At 73.0% G+C, this 14,040-nt stretch carries 13 protein-coding genes; 8 read left to right on the top strand and 5 right to left on the bottom strand.

The features are described from left to right. The first annotated feature begins 132 nt into the window (after nucleotides 1-132). Nucleotides 133-891, top strand: a complete 759-nt coding sequence (locus QCD66_RS20050) for an alpha/beta fold hydrolase (protein ID WP_364206600.1) — start codon at nucleotides 133-135, stop codon at nucleotides 889-891. A gap of 12 nt (nucleotides 892-903) precedes the next feature. Here QCD66_RS20050 and QCD66_RS20045 read toward each other — a convergent pair whose 3' ends face one another. Continuing rightward, nucleotides 904-1,908 (bottom strand): lysylphosphatidylglycerol synthase domain-containing protein, encoded by a 1,005-nt coding sequence (locus QCD66_RS20045; protein WP_407566724.1) that lies wholly within the window; start codon nucleotides 1,906-1,908, stop codon nucleotides 904-906. After that, entirely contained in the window at nucleotides 1,905-3,251 is a 1,347-nt protein-coding gene (locus tag QCD66_RS20040; RefSeq protein WP_375735796.1) for a glycosyltransferase family 4 protein, read from the bottom strand. The genes QCD66_RS20045 and QCD66_RS20040 overlap by 4 nt, the downstream gene beginning before the upstream one ends. A 314-nt stretch (nucleotides 3,252-3,565) precedes the next feature. On the opposite strand from QCD66_RS20040, the gene QCD66_RS20035 reads away from it, so the two are divergent. Genes QCD66_RS20035 through QCD66_RS20005 form a run of 7 tightly spaced genes read left to right on the top strand, consistent with a single transcriptional unit; the run spans nucleotide 3,566 to nucleotide 10,726 of the window. Then, nucleotides 3,566-4,933 carry an aspartate aminotransferase family protein gene (locus QCD66_RS20035; RefSeq protein ID WP_375735797.1) on the top strand — a complete coding sequence of 456 codons (1,368 nt, stop codon included), beginning with the start codon at nucleotides 3,566-3,568 and terminating at the stop codon, nucleotides 4,931-4,933. Then, complete coding sequence (locus QCD66_RS20030) at nucleotides 4,927-5,985, top strand: NAD-dependent epimerase/dehydratase family protein (protein WP_364206594.1); 1,059 nt, start codon at nucleotides 4,927-4,929, stop codon at nucleotides 5,983-5,985. Before QCD66_RS20035 ends, QCD66_RS20030 begins: the two co-directional genes overlap by 7 nt. 35 nt (nucleotides 5,986-6,020) lie before the next feature. Further along, nucleotides 6,021-7,034, top strand: coding sequence for a UbiA prenyltransferase family protein (locus QCD66_RS20025; protein WP_364206592.1), 1,014 nt, complete (start codon nucleotides 6,021-6,023; stop codon nucleotides 7,032-7,034). Further along, nucleotides 7,031-7,696: a class I SAM-dependent methyltransferase gene (locus tag QCD66_RS20020; RefSeq protein ID WP_364206590.1), complete on the top strand. Its 666-nt coding sequence runs from the start codon at nucleotides 7,031-7,033 to the stop codon at nucleotides 7,694-7,696. Before QCD66_RS20025 ends, QCD66_RS20020 begins: the two co-directional genes overlap by 4 nt. After that, entirely contained in the window at nucleotides 7,696-8,343 is a 648-nt protein-coding gene (locus QCD66_RS20015; protein WP_364206588.1) for a class I SAM-dependent methyltransferase, read from the top strand. The genes QCD66_RS20020 and QCD66_RS20015 overlap by 1 nt, the downstream gene beginning before the upstream one ends. Further along, the gene (locus QCD66_RS20010; RefSeq protein ID WP_375735798.1) at nucleotides 8,340-9,548 is read left to right on the top strand and encodes an endonuclease/exonuclease/phosphatase family protein; all 1,209 of its coding nucleotides are present in this window, start codon (nucleotides 8,340-8,342) and stop codon (nucleotides 9,546-9,548) included. The genes QCD66_RS20015 and QCD66_RS20010 overlap by 4 nt, the downstream gene beginning before the upstream one ends. Nucleotides 9,549-9,568: 20 nt before the next feature. Next, a complete protein-coding gene (locus QCD66_RS20005) occupies nucleotides 9,569-10,726 on the top strand; it encodes a glycosyltransferase family 4 protein (RefSeq protein WP_375735799.1) in 1,158 nt (385 codons plus the stop codon). Nucleotides 10,727-10,879: 153 nt separating this feature from the next. On the opposite strand, the gene QCD66_RS20000 is transcribed toward QCD66_RS20005, so the two are convergent. The 3 genes from QCD66_RS20000 to QCD66_RS19990 all read right to left on the bottom strand — a co-directional run bounded on the left by QCD66_RS20000 (nucleotide 10,880) and on the right by QCD66_RS19990 (nucleotide 13,733). Continuing rightward, nucleotides 10,880-11,848 carry an aldo/keto reductase gene (locus QCD66_RS20000; protein WP_375735800.1) on the bottom strand — a complete coding sequence of 323 codons (969 nt, stop codon included), beginning with the start codon at nucleotides 11,846-11,848 and terminating at the stop codon, nucleotides 10,880-10,882. A gap of 77 nt (nucleotides 11,849-11,925) precedes the next feature. Next, the gene (locus tag QCD66_RS19995; RefSeq protein WP_357544412.1) at nucleotides 11,926-12,633 is read right to left on the bottom strand and encodes a response regulator transcription factor; all 708 of its coding nucleotides are present in this window, start codon (nucleotides 12,631-12,633) and stop codon (nucleotides 11,926-11,928) included. After that, nucleotides 12,630-13,733 carry a sensor histidine kinase gene (locus QCD66_RS19990; RefSeq protein ID WP_375735801.1) on the bottom strand — a complete coding sequence of 368 codons (1,104 nt, stop codon included), beginning with the start codon at nucleotides 13,731-13,733 and terminating at the stop codon, nucleotides 12,630-12,632. Before QCD66_RS19990 ends, QCD66_RS19995 begins: the two co-directional genes overlap by 4 nt. Nucleotides 13,734-14,040: the final 307 nt, after the last annotated feature.

Here is a 14,040-nt window from a genome sequence, read left to right as displayed (position 1 = left end):
CGACCCTTCCGCCGGCATCCGCCGCACCGGGGTGCGGGCTGCACGGCCACGGGACGTGCCCGGGCGGCCCCGGCACCGGCCGGGGATAATCGCCGCGGCGGATGCGTGGGTACGAAGGGACAGTACGGGCGGATGACGGCACCATCGATGGACACGAAGCTCTGGATTCGACGGTTCCACCCGGGGCCGGCGTGGGGACCCCGGCTGGTCTGTTTTCCGCACGCCGGCGGCTCGGCGGTCGCGTTCCACCAGACGTCCAAGGCCCTGTCGCCGGTCGCCGAGGTGCTGTCGTTGCAGTATCCGGGCCGGCAGGACCGCCTCGGCGAACCGTGCCTGGACAGCATCGGGGACCTCGCCGACGCGATCGTCGCCGTGCTGTCGCGCACCCTCGACCGGCCGCTGGTGTTCCTCGGGCACAGCATGGGCGCCGTGATCGCCTTCGAGGTCGCGGTCCGGCTCGAACGGCAGGGGGTGGTCCTGCGCCGGCTCTTCGCGTCCGGCCGGCGGGCGCCGTCGCGGGTCCGTGACGAGTCGATCCACCTCGGCACCGACGACGAACTCGTCGCCGAGGTGCAGCGGCTCAGCGGCACCGAGGAGTCGCTGCTGACCGACCCGGTGGTGCTGAGCATCGTGCTGCCCGCGCTGCGCGCCGACTACCGGGCGGTGGAGACGTACCGGCACGGCGGCGGGGCGCGCCTGAGCTGTCCGGTCACGGTGCTGACCGGCGACCGGGACCCCCGGGTCAGCATCGACGAGGCGCGCGACTGGGCCGGGCACACCACCGCGGACTGCGACGTGAAGGTCTTCACCGGCGGCCACTTCTTCCTCAACGACCATCCGGCGCAGATCAACGACCTGCTCGCCGCCGAGCTGACCCGGCCCGCCGGCTGAGTCCGGCCCGGGTCAGCGCCCCGCCGCGGTGCCGGGGCCGCCGGTGGCCGGGGCCGGCGTGACCGGCACCGGGGTGGCCGGCAGTGGCGTCGGTGGCCGGTCGGGGTGCCGCCGCCGGGCGAGCCGGGCGCCGAGCAGGACCGCGCCGGCGACGGCGAGTTCGGTGAGCAGGCAGACCGCCCGGCTCGCGATCGCCGCCGCGCCCGCCCCGGTCGCCGGCAGGAGGCCGACCAGCGCGACCGCGATGAGCACCTCGCGGACCACCGCCCCGTCGGGCACCACCACGACCAGCGTGCTGAGCACGGTGGCCAGGGCGAACCCGCCGACGCCGGCGACCAGCGCCGGACCCGGCGGCGCGCCGAGCGCCATCAGCAGCAGCCACAGGTGCAGGCCGGAGACCAGCCAGCAGGCCAGTTGCCAGCCGACGGCGGCCCGGGTGGCGGTGCCGGTGCCGACGGCCGGCAGGTCCCGGCGGACCAGCCGGGCGCCGACCGCGGCGAGCCGGCCCACGACGCCCGGCCAGGCCAGGAGGGCGACGACGAGGGCGGCCGGGGCGAGCAGCCACCAGCCCCGGTCGCCGAGCACCGCCGGGCCGGCCAGGGCGCCGACGACCAGTCCGGTGAGCAGCATGACGACGACGTTGAGCAGGAAGGCGGCCACCGTCGCGGTGCCGGGCACCCCGGCGTCCGCGGCCAGCCGGGCCTGGGTGACCACCACCCAGACCCGCCCGGGTACGTACTTGGCCAGCACCCCGACGAAGTAGATCCGGGCGGCGGCCAGGTTGGGCAGCCGGTGCCCCAGGTCGGCCAGGGTGCTCGCCCACGACCGCATCGCGCACAGCAGCGCCACGATGTTGCACCCGGCGGCGGCGAGCAGGTACGGCACCGCGTGCCCGGTCACCAGCGGGCGGGCGACCGACCAGTCCTGTCCGCGTACGGTCCACCAGACCCCGGCCAGGATCGCGACCACGAGGACGGCGGTGAGCAGCGGCCGGAGCCGGGCGAGGCGGCGGGTCACCGGTGCTCCCCGGCCGGGTCGGCGACCGCCGGCCGGCCCGCCTTCCCCGGGGCGGGCACCGGCCGGCCGGCCCGGCGGGCGGTGACCGCCTCCTCGTAGACGGCGACCGTCGCGTCCACCGACGCCGACCAGCCGAACGAGCGCTCGACGTGCCGGCGGCCCCGCGCGCCGAGTTCGGCGGCGTACTCCGCGTCGGCGAGCAGGTTGCCGGCGAGCCGGGCCAGCTCGTCGGGGCGGTCGGTGGTCAGGCGCAGCGCGGTGGGACGTACGCCGTCGGTGCCGATCGTGGCGGAGAACCCGGACCCGAGCAGCACCGGCGTGCCCAGCGCCATCGCCTCGACCGAGACCAGCCCGAACGGCTCGTACGTGGACGGGAACAGGCACAGGTCGGCGGCCAGGTAGTGCCGGCGGACCTGCTCGCGGGACAGGTGCCGGTGGTAGACCCGGGTCCGGTCGGCGATGCCGAGCTGGGCGACCAGCCGGTCCACGACGGCGTCCTGGTCGGTGCCGGGCAGGCCGGTGCCGAGCAGGAACAGGCGGGCCGCCGGGTGCCAGCGGGCGATGTCGGGCAGTGCCCGCAGCAGGGTGTGTACGCCCTTGACCGGGCTGAGCCGGCCGGCGAAGACGAGGACCAGCGAGTCGGCGGGAAATCCGGCCTCGGCCAGCAGTTCGGCCCGGGTCGCCGCCCGGTCGGCCGGCGCGTCCCGGTCGGTGCCGGGCGGGTCCTCGTAGCCGTGCGGCACCACCCGGATCTTGTGAGCCGCGAACCCGTGCCGGACCAGCAGGTCGCCCATCTCCGGGGTCGGCACCACGACGAGGGCGGCGAGGCCGGCCATCAGCCGCTGGCAGGCCCCGATGATCCGCAGCGGGTCGGCGACGTCGGGCTGCGGTGCCATCGTCTGTTCGGTGTTGTGCACGTGGTAGACGACCGGCAGCCGCAGCAGGGTCGCGGCGAGGATGCCGGCGGGGGTGCTCTGCCAGTCGTGGACCGCGACCACCGAACCGCGCCGGCGGCCCCGGCACAGCCCGAGGAACACCCCGAGGTTGAAGGCGATCAGGGCGATGGCGAACAGGCCCTGCCCGCGGGCGGACAGCGCCCGGTGCGGGTCGAAGAGCCGCCGGCCCAGCCAGCGCGGCATCCGGGGCCGGACCACCGGCACCCCGCCGCTGACGCCGTGCCGCGGCTGGTCGCCGGGGTGGTTCATGGTGTAGAGCCGCAGCCGCAGGTCGCCGCGCCGCCGGTGCAGGTGGTGCAGGCAGCGTTCGGCGTATTCGGCCAGCCCACCCATCCGCCACGGCGGGAACTGGTGGCAGACGACCGTTACCTGGTGCAGTACCGGCACGGTGGCTCCTCGGTCACGATGCGGGCGCGACGGGTGTGGCGACGGTGCCCCATTGATTGAGGGGTTGACTGTCGACAATGTCAACCCCCGCGCCGAATTGTCTCGGTCGAGGTCGTACGCGCCTCGTGGGCGGTGGTCGTACGACGGTCGTAGGCCGGTAACTGCTACCTGGGCGGGCCGGTCGGGCGTACCTAGGATGCGAATGCCGCGCTATTCGGAACCCGCTTTGTGGAGGGTCGATGGCTAGTGAACAGGGCTCGTCCTTGATTGGGCTCGACTCCGCTGATCGGCTCTCCGTCGATCAGGTGCAGGACATGTACCGCAAATACATCAATTCGAGCCAGGTCAATCTGATGACGTCGTTCGGTTTCGGGCGCGAGCTGATCGACCATGCCGAGGGCAGCTACATCTACACCCGGGACGGCCGGCGGATCCTCGACTTCACCGGGGGAGTGGGCGTGCTCAACCACGGCCACAACCACCCGCGCATCATCGCCGCCCGCCAGCGTTTCCAGCAGGAACGCCGGATGGAGGTGCACAAGACGATCTTCTCGCCGTACCTGGCGGTGCTCGGCCACAACCTGGCGGCCGTGCTGCCCGGCGACCTCAACAAGTCGTTCCTGCCCAACTCCGGCGCCGAGGCGGTCGAGGGCGCGGTGAAGCTCGCGTACAAATACCACGGCGGGCGGCGCAACACCGTGCTGCACTCCGACATCAGCTTCCACGGCAAGCTGCTCGGTTCGGGCAGCCTGACCGCCGCCCGCAACACGTTCCGGTTCCCCGGCATCCCGGGCGTGGTCAGCTACCCGTACGGCGACCTGGCCGCCCTGCGCGCCGAAGTGGACGCCGCCCGCGACGCCGCCGGCCGGTGCGACGTGTACGCGATCCTGGTCGAGCCCTTCAGCGCCTCCACGATGCGCTCGTGCAGCGAGGAGTTCCTGCGCGGGCTGCGCGAGCTGTGCACCGAGCGCAACATCGTGCTCATCTTCGACGAGATCTACACCGGCTGGGGCAAGACCGGCACTCTGTTCTACTTCATGCGCTATCCCGGCCTGCTGCCGGACGTGCTGACCACCTCGAAGTCGTTCGGCGGCGGCAAGTCGTCGATCTCGGCGTACGTGGCCCGCGACCCGATCTTCCACAAGGCGTACGAGAACCTCAACGACGCCCTGCTGCAGAGCACCAGCACCACCTACTACGGCTTCGGCGAGGAGACCGCGACCGCCATCGAGGCGATCAACGTCGCCGTGGAGGAGGACTTCCCGGGCCGGGCCCGCGAGATCGAGGCGATCCTCGCCCCCGGACTGCGCCGGCTGCGGGCCGACTATCCCGACCTGATCGCCGACGTGCAGGGTGCCGGCGCGCTGTGGGGCGTCTTCCTCCAGAACAACGTCAAGGTGCTCGACCTCGTCACCCGGCTGCTGCCGGTGGGATTCGCCAAGGACCCGCAGTTCGCCACCAAGGTCATCACCGGCGCGGTCATCGACACCCTCTACCGCGACCACGACATCTACGCCTACTACACCCTCAACGGCCGCAACCCGCTGGTGGTCGGACCGCCGCTGGTCGCCACCGAGGCCGACGTCAAGCACTTCCTCGACTGCTTCGACGCCACCCTGGCGATCGGGCTGCCCCGGCTGCTGAGCCGGTTCGTACGCGAAAGGTTGTCGACACTGTGGTGACCCGGGTGCTGGTGACCGGCGGCTGCGGCATGCTCGGACTGAACCTGGTCCAGCGGCTGCACGCCGACGGGTACGCCGTACACAGCCTCGACCTGCGCGAACCGGCGGAACCGCTGCCCGGGGTCCGCTACACGGTCGCCGACGTCCGTGACGCCGGGGCGGTGGGCCGGGCGGTGGCCGAGGTCGACGTCGCCGTCCACACCGCCGCCGCGCTGCCGAGCTATCCGGAGCCGGAGATCCGGTCGGTGATCGTCGATGGCACCCGTACGGTGCTCGGCGCCGCCGTGGCGGCCGGGCTCGAACGGGTCGTGCACATCTCCTCCACCGCCGTGTACGGGCTGCCCGACGTCGTACCGACCACCGAGGAGCACCCCCGGGCCCCGGTCGACGCCTACAGCCGGGCGAAGGCCGGCGCCGAGGAGGTCGCCGAGGAGTTCCGGGCCGGCGGGCTCTGCGTGCCGATCCTGCGCCCGAAGACGTTCCTCGGACCCGGCCGGCTCGGACTGTTCGCCATGCTGTTCGAGTGGGCCGACGAGGGCCGCAACTTCCCCGTCATCGGCCGGGGCGACGTACGCATCCAGATGCTCGCGATCGAGGACCTGGTCGACGCGGTGACCCGCGCGCTGACCGCGCCCGCCGAGGTCGCCAACGACACCTTCAACATCGCCGCCGCCGACTTCGGCACGCTGCGGGAGGACTTCCAGGCCGTGCTCGACGCGGCCGGGCACGGCCGGCGGATCGTCCCCGTCCCGGCCGGCGCCGCGGTCGCCGTACTCGACCTGCTGCGCCGCGCCAGACTGTCCCCTGTGTACGGACGGCTGGTGCACAAGCTGCGCGCCGACTCGTACGTCAGCGTCAGCAAGGCCCACGAGCGGCTCGACTTCCGGTCCCGGCGCTCCAACCGCGACGCGATCCTGGCCACCTACCGGTGGTGGCGGGACCGGGCCGCCGCCGACACCGCCGACGGCACCGGCCCGGCCGCGCCCGCCGGCCGCACCAGCCGCGAACCGTGGCGGCAGGGTGTGCTCTCGCTGGCCAAGGTCTTCTTCTGACCACCGCTTCGAGCCGCGTCCAGGAGGAGGTCACGGTGTATTCGACGAACCTCGGCCAACCCGTGCCGCCGGTGCCCGACGTGCCGGCCGCGGCGGTCGGCGCGACCGCCGCCGTGACCACCGGCGTGCGGACCGGGCTGCTGCGCGACCTCGTCGCCCTGGCCCGCCCCGCCCAGTGGCCGAAGAACCTGCTGGTCGTCCCGCTGGCCCTGATCGACGCGCCCCACCTCGGCCTCGGCGCGCTCGCCCGGATGGGGCTCGCCGTCGTGCTGTTCACCCTGCTGTCGGCGTTCGTGTACGTGTGGAACGACATCGCCGACCGGCACCGTGACCGGCTGCACCCGGTGAAGCGGCACCGGCCGATCGCCGCCGGACGCATCGGCGTCGGCCCGGCCCGGGCGTACGCGCTCGGCCTGATCGTGCTGGTCGCGGTCCTGCTCGCGGTCGGCCCGGCGATGTCCTGGTGGCCGCTGTTCGGCTATTTGGCGCTCAACCTGTCCTACGTCCGCTGGCTCAAGCACCTGCCACTGCTCGACGTCTTCGCCGTCGCGGCGGGCTTCGTGCTCCGGGTCGTCCAGGGCTATCTGGCGGTGCCGGCCCGCGCCTCGGTCTGGCTGCTCGCCTGCGTCTTCACCCTCTGCCTGCTGCTCGCCGCCGGCAAGCGACGGCACGAGATGTCCGTCGGCGGCACCGCCCACCGGCCGTCGCTGGCCGGCTACACCACCCAGTACCTGGACTACCTGATCATCCTGTACGCCACGCTGACCGTGACCGTGTTCCTGCTCTACCTGGTGAACGGCCGGTTCGCCGCTCCCTACACCGACGCCTCCCTGCTCGTCTCGCTGCCCTGCGCGATCTTCGCGGTCGCCCGGCACCTGCACGTCGTGGTGGTCGGCAAGGGCGGCGGCGACCCGGTACGCCTGCTGCTGCGCGACCGCGCCATGGTCGTCAACACGCTGATCTGGGCGGGCGGGCTCGCCGTCATCCTGGTGGCGGCCCGGTTCCCGGTGCTGGTCGAATTCGCCGGACAACTCCTGGAGGGCCGATGAGCCACCCCCCGCACACCCCGCGGCTGCTGCCGGCCTCCGCGGTGCAGCCGACCGGTCCGGTCGACCACCCGGACTGGAACTACCGGCCGGTGCTCGGCCGGGTCCAGCGGCTGCGCTTCCGGATGGTCGTCGACCTGCTCGGCGGCGACCGGTTCGACCGGATCCTGGAGATCGGCTACGGCAGCGGCGTGTTCCAGCCGGAACTCGCCCGCTGGTGCCGGGAACTGCACGGCATCGACGCGCACCCGCTGACCGGGGAGGTGGCCGGACGCCTCGCCCAGCACGGCGTCACGACCACGCTGACCCGGGGCAGCGCGGAGGCACTGCCGTACGACGACCGGTTCTTCGACTGCGTCGTCGCGGTCAGCACCCTGGAGTACGTCGAGTCGATCGACACCGCCTGCCGCGAGATCGACCGGGTGCTCGCCCCCGGCGGGTCGCTGATCGTCGTCACGCCCGGAGCCAGCGCCCTGTGGAGCCCGGTGCTGGCCGTCGCCACCCGCCAGGGAGCCAGCCAGTACGGCGACCGCCGGCAGCGGCTGCAGCCGGCCCTGTACCGGCACTTCCGGCCGGAACGCGAGGTCCGGGTGCCCCGGTTCGGCGGCAGCGTGCTGCGGCTCTACACCGGCCTGCGGTTGCGGGCCGGCGGGACGGCCGCGTGATGGCGACCCGCCCGCTGCACCTGCTGCCCCGGTCCGCGCTGCTGCTCACCGGTCCGGTCGACCACCCGGACTGGAACTACCGGCCGCTGCTCGGCCGGGTCCAGCGGCTGCGCTTCCGGATGATCCTCGACCTGCTCGGCGACACCCACCACCGGCGGATCCTGGAGATCGGCTACGGCAGCGGTGTCTTCCTGCCCGAACTCGCCCGCCGGTGCGACGAGATCCACGGGGTCGACATCCACCCGCACGCCGGCGAGGTCACCACCCGGCTCGCCGCGTACGGCGTCGCCGCGACCCTGGCCCAGGCCGGCGCCGAGGACCTGCCGTACGCCGACGGCCACTTCGACTGCGTGGTGGCGGTGAGCACGCTGGAGTGCGTGCCACGCATCGACGACGCCTGCCGCGAGATCCGGCGGGTGCTCGCCCCCGGCGGCACGCTGGTGATGGTGACGCCCGGCGTCAGCCCGTTGTGGGACCTGGCCCTGCGGATGACGACCCGCGTCGATGCCAGCCTGTACGGTGACGGTCGGCAGCGGTTGCGGCCCGCCCTCGACCGGCACTTCCGGCCGGCCCGGGAGATCGCGGTGCCGAGGGTCGGCGGCCGGCCGGTGCGCCTCTACACCGGTCTGCGACTGGAGGCACTGTGAACGACGACCGGGCCGGTGCGCTGACGGCGGGGGAGCCGGACACCCTCGCGGACCCGGCCCCGCCCGGTGGTCCGACCGGGGCCGGCCCGGATTCCGCCCCGGCTGACAGCGCCACCCCCGCCGGCGGGCCCGGCCAGGCGGTGGACGCCGCCTCGCCGGTACGACGGCGGTGGTGCCTCGGCACCCGGCTGGTGGTCGCCGGCACCGCACTGTGGACCCTCTTCCTGGCCGCCCACGTCCTGCTCACCGGTCGCTGGTGGCCGTGGCTGATCGTCGAGTCGACGCCGCCGGTCGCGCTGGTCGTCGTACCCCTGCTGTTGCTCGCCGTGTCGCCGCTGGCCCGGCCGGTCCGGCGGTGGCTGTCGCCGCTGCTGGCCGCCCTCGTCGTGGCCGGCCTGTCGCTCGGCGGCCTGCACGTGCGGGTGCTGGGCGGCGAGCCGACCGGGACCACCCCGCCGGCCCCGTCGGTCAAGGTGATGGCCTGGAACACCGACATCTGGACCATGGACGACGACCCGGACGCCTTCTTCGCCTACCTGCGCGAGCAGCGGGCCGACGTCTACCTGCTCCAGGAATACCTGCGATGGGAGGACGACGCGGTCCGGGTCGACGACCTGGCCCGGATCCGGGCCGCCTTCCCCGGACACGAGGTCGTCGTCGAGGGCGAACTGGTCACCATCTCGAGGCTGCCGGTGGTCGCCACCCACCCCCGGCCGGTGCCCGGCGAGGGCACCGACTGGTACTGGCGGGGCAACAAGGCCCAGCGGGTCGACGTACGGTTCGGAGACGGGGTGCTGTCCATCTACAACGTGCACCTGTTCGTGCCGCTGCGGCGCGAGCTGAGCCCGCTCGGCCGCGAGTTCTACGACTTCGTCCGCGACCAGTACCACCTGCGGCAGGCCGAACTGGCGACGCTGCGCGCCGACGTCGCCGCCAACCCGAACCCGGTCGTGGTCGCCGGTGACTTCAACACCCCCTGGGTCGGCAGCCTCGTCGACGTCGGGCCGGGCCTGCGCCGGCACGACCCGGCCGGGGGATCGGTGCTGGCGTCGAGCTGGCCGACGGCGAGCTACAACCTGCCCCGGCTGTGGCGGCTGGACTGGCTGCTGACCACCGACGACCTCGACGTCGCCGGCTACCGCTTCGCGCCCAACCCGGGCTTCTCCGACCACCTCGCCCAGCACTTCGTCGTCTCGCAGTCCTGAGACCTGAGAGGAAACCCGTGATGCGGCCGGACGACCGGTTCGACGTGACCGTCGCGCTCGACTACTACGCGCCGTACGTCAGCGGCCTGACCGAGACCGCGCGGATGATCGCCGAAGGGCTCGCCGCGCGCGGCCTGCGGATCGCGGTCGCCTGCTCCCGGCACGACCGGTCCCTGCCGCCGTACGAGGTCATCGCCGGCGTGCACGTGTTCCGGGCACCGGTGCTCGCCCGGATCCGCAAGGGTGTGCTCAGCCCCGGCCTGCCCGCGCTGGTGGCCCGGCTGGCCGCCCGGTCCGCGGTCCTGCACATCCACCTGCCGATGCCGGAGGCGGTCGCCGTCGCGGCGCTGACCCGCCGGGTCCCGCTGGTGGCGACCCACCACATCGACGCGTTCCTGCCGGCCGGGCCGGTCAACGACATCGGCATGCGGCTCGCCGACGCCTCGGCCGGCGCGGCGATCCGGCGGGCCGCCCTCGTCGTGGTCAACAGCGACGACCAGGCCCGCGGCTCGCGGCTGTGGCCGCTGCTGCGCCGCCGGCCGACGCTGGCCGTCCCGGCACCCTGCGCCGACCGGGGTGGCGGCCGGCCGGCGCTGCGGGACGGCTCGGGAACGCACATCGGCTTCCTGGGCCGGATCGCCGACGAGAAGGGGATCGAATACCTGATCCGCGCCTTCCGTACGATCGACGACCCGGCCGCCCGGCTGCTGGTCGGCGGCGACTACGAGGGCGTCGCCGGCGGCAGCAACATCGGGCTGCTGCGCGCCGAGGCGGCCGGCGACCCACGGGTCCGGTTCCTCGGCCTGCTGCAGGGCGACCGGATCCGCGACTTCTACGCCTCCATCGACGTCTTCGCGCTGCCGTCGATCGCCGAGTCGTTCGGCATCGTCCAGGTCGAGGCGATGATGGCCGGCATCCCGTCGGTCACCACCGACCTGCCCGGCGGCCGGTTCCCGGTGCAGGCGACCGGATTCGGGCGGGTGGTGCCGCCGCGTGATCCGGCCGCGCTGCGCCGGGCCGTACTCGAACTCGCCGCGTTGCCGGCCGAGGCGCGCGAACTCGGCCGCAAGAAGGCCAACGAGCTGTTCGGCCTGGAATCCTGCGTCGACGCCTACGAGACGGCGCTGCGCGCGGTCATCGCCGGCCGCACCCCGGCCGGCGCGACCGGCCAGGGCTGACCCGGCCGCCGGCCGGCGGGAGCGGTCAGGGCGTGGTATGCGCCGGCAGGCGGCCGGCTGGGGCGTGGTATGCGCCGGCAGGCGGCCGGCTAGGGCGTGGTACGCGCCGGCAGGCGGCCGGCTAGGGCGTGGTACGCGCCGGCAGGCGGCCGGCTAGGGCTGGTAGAAGTTCCGCTCCCAGCGGTGCTTGGCCAGCGTCGCCCGCTGCTCCGCCGGCAGCGGCTGGCCGTCGCTGACCGCGACGTTGCGCTGCACGTTGCGGACCGAGCGCATGCCCGGGATGATCGTCGACACCTCGGGCGCGTCGAGGACGAACCGCAGCGCGAGTTCGGCGAGCCGGTCGCGGGGCACCCCGAGGTCGGCGACGAGCGCGTCGACCCGCTGTTCCACCTGGGCCGGCCGGTCGCCGGCGAAGTAGTTGTTGCGGAAGTCGTCCGCGGGGAACGTCGTCGACGCGGTGATCTGCCCGGTGAGGCCGCCCTCGTCGAGCGGCACCCGGACGACGACACCGACGCCGTGCTCGGCGCACGCCGGCAGGAAGCTCTCCTCCGGGGTCTGGTGGAACACGTTGTAGATGAGCTGCACGGCGTCGACGTGTCCACTTCGGACCAGGTCGAGGACGCTCTCCGGCTGGTAGTCGTTGATGGACACTCCGAAGAAGCGGATCTTCCCCTCCTCCTTGAGTGTCGCGATCGTCTCCAGCCAGTCGCCGCGCCCGATCCACTCGTCCTGCCAGACGTGGAACTGAAGCAGGTCGAAGGCTTCCAGGCCCGACGCGCGCAGGCTGGTCTCCAGGCTCTCGCGGATGTGCGCGCCCGGGAACGCCTCGTCGGGGTGGACCCCGGTGGGTGCCGGCCAGATCATGTTCGCCGGCGGGACCTTGGTCGCCACGTAGACCGGGTCGCCCCGGTGCTCGCGCACGACCTGACCGACCAGGCGCTCGCTCTCGCCGTATCCGCGGGCCGTGTCGATGAAGTTGACGCCCTGTTCGATCGCGGTGTGCAGGGCGCGTAACGACTCCTGCTCCTGCGCGCCGACCCAGTAGAGGCCGCCGATACCCCAGGCGCCGTAGCCGATCTCGGAAACCCGCAGGCCGGTCCGGCCCAGTGGACGGTACTGCACGTGGAACCTCCAGGGGATTGGGAAGGCTGGGAAACTGACCCCGCCGGGCGCCGACGATAGCAACGGTGGCACCACTTTCAGTGACCTGACTCGCCATCGGCGGTGATGATTCCGGCCGCCGCCGCGCGGTGGACCGCGTCCATTCGCGACCGCGCGTCGAGTTTGGCGTAGATGTTCGTCAGATGCCGTTTCACGGTCGCCTGGGTGACCCCCAGCCGCGCGGCGATCTGTGCGTTGTTCATCCGGGCCGCGACCAGCCGGAGGATCTCGCGTTCGCGGGCGGTCGGCGCCCGGTCGGCGGCCGGCCCGCCGGCACCGGGATCCGGTGGCGGGCCCGCCGGGTGACCGCCGAACCGGCCCAGGGTCCGCCGGGAGACCGACAGCAGCACCGTCTGCGCGTCGCGGCAGACCGACCGCGCGGCGGCCAGCAGTTCGTCGAGCAGGATCGCCTTGGTCAGGTAGGCCGCCGCGCCGCTCTCGAACACTTCGCGCATCAGGCCGTCGTCGTCGTGCATGGTGAGCACGATGACTCTGGTCTGCGGCCGGGTCCGGTGCACCTGCCGGATGACGGCGGCGGCGCCCGGCCCGGGCATCTCGACGTCGAGCAGCAGGACGTCCGGGCGATGCTCGACGGCGACGGCGACGGCCTGGTCACCGGTGGCGGCTTCCCCGACGACGACGAACCCGTCGTCGGTGGACAGCAGTTCGCGGATTCCCTCCCGGAACAGGGCGTGGTCGTCGGCGAGCGCGACGCGGATGGGGTCCGCGACGACGGGCGCGCTCACGGCCGCGCCCCGGGCATGGGTACGGTGACGGCGACGGTGGTGCCGTGGCCGGTCATGCTCGACAGGCGCAACCGGCCGCGCAGCAATTCGGCCCGGTCCCGCATCGACAGTAATCCGCCGTACGAGGTGGCGATCGCGGCTTTTTGATCGAACCCGCTTCCGTCGTCGGCGACCGAGGCGTCGACGCGGTTTCCGTTGATTCCGAGCTGGATTCGAAGTGTCGCCGGATGCGCGTGGCGGACGGCATTCCGGATGGCTTCGCAGAGAATCAGATACAGTTCCTCGGCGACTTCGGGCGGTAGTGTGTCCACCCGGTCCGAAACGGTCAGGTCGACCCGTACCGGTGGTGGGACATGGTGGTCCAGATAGGTCCGCAGGGCGTGTTCGATTCCGCGGTCGCTCACCGACCGGCGCAGTTCCGAGGAGAGTTGCTGGATGGTCCGGGTGGTCTCGCCGATGGTGGTGATCGCCCTGGTCAGCCTGGCCGCCGCCCGGTCCGCGTCGGTGGCGAGATAGCGCCGGTGCAGGTCCAGGTTCTGTAGCGCCAGCGCCATGCCGTGGCCGACCCGGTCGTGCAACTCGCAGGCGATCCGGCGCCGTTCCTCCTGGCGCGAGGTGCGCAGGCGCGCGGTCAGCAGGCTGTCGTGGGCGGTCGAGGCGAGCGCGGCCCACTCGGTCACCGCCCGGTGCAGGGTGGTGCTGGCCCTGACCAGCAGTTTCTGGTCGCCGCCGGCCCAGCGGGCGGCCAGGATCGGCAGGGCCACCTCGAAGAGCAGCGTGCCGGCCCGCAGGTAGTCGACCGGGTGGCCGGGATAGTCGGTCTCGTCGGGTGGGGCGTCGCCGGTCCGGGCGCTGTTCCTGGTGGGGCCGGCGGCGGGTGGGACGGTCCCGCCGCCGGTCGTCCCGGCCGGTGCCGCGGCGCCGTCGACGCCCGGCGGGGTGCCGAGTTCGCGGAGCACCTCGTGCACCACCCGTGCCGCCCCGCCCGCGATCGGGCCGGAAATGTCACCGGCCGGCAGGCGTCGGAGGAATTCCCGGACAACGTGCACGGCGATCGCCGTCCCGTCCACATGGGTGATTGCGTCCGATTGTTTCACCACGAAACGGACCTCCTTGGGCGGCGCCGAACGGCGTCGCCTGACACTCTGGGACACGGTAGCAGTCGTGCTGACGAGCGTCGATGAATGTCCCATTGGTGGCATGGTCCGATGTATCTGTGGTGAAGCGCTTTCCGGCGCGTCGGCGGGGTGCGTTTCCGGACGTACGCCCGCCGGGTCGCAATAGTGGTTGATGAAGCTGCATAAGCAGTGAAACGGGTGGATATCAGGGGTTGCCGCCGCCGGTCGCCGCGGCCGTCCCCGGTGCCGGACCGTGCGGCTGCGGTGCCGGGGTGACCAGGGGATTCAC

Source organism: Polymorphospora sp. A560 (assembly GCF_045781765.1).
In the GTDB taxonomy this organism is placed as follows: Bacteria; Actinomycetota; Actinomycetes; order Mycobacteriales; family Micromonosporaceae; genus Polymorphospora; species Polymorphospora lycopeni.
This window is presented reverse-complemented; position numbering and strand designations above follow the sequence as displayed.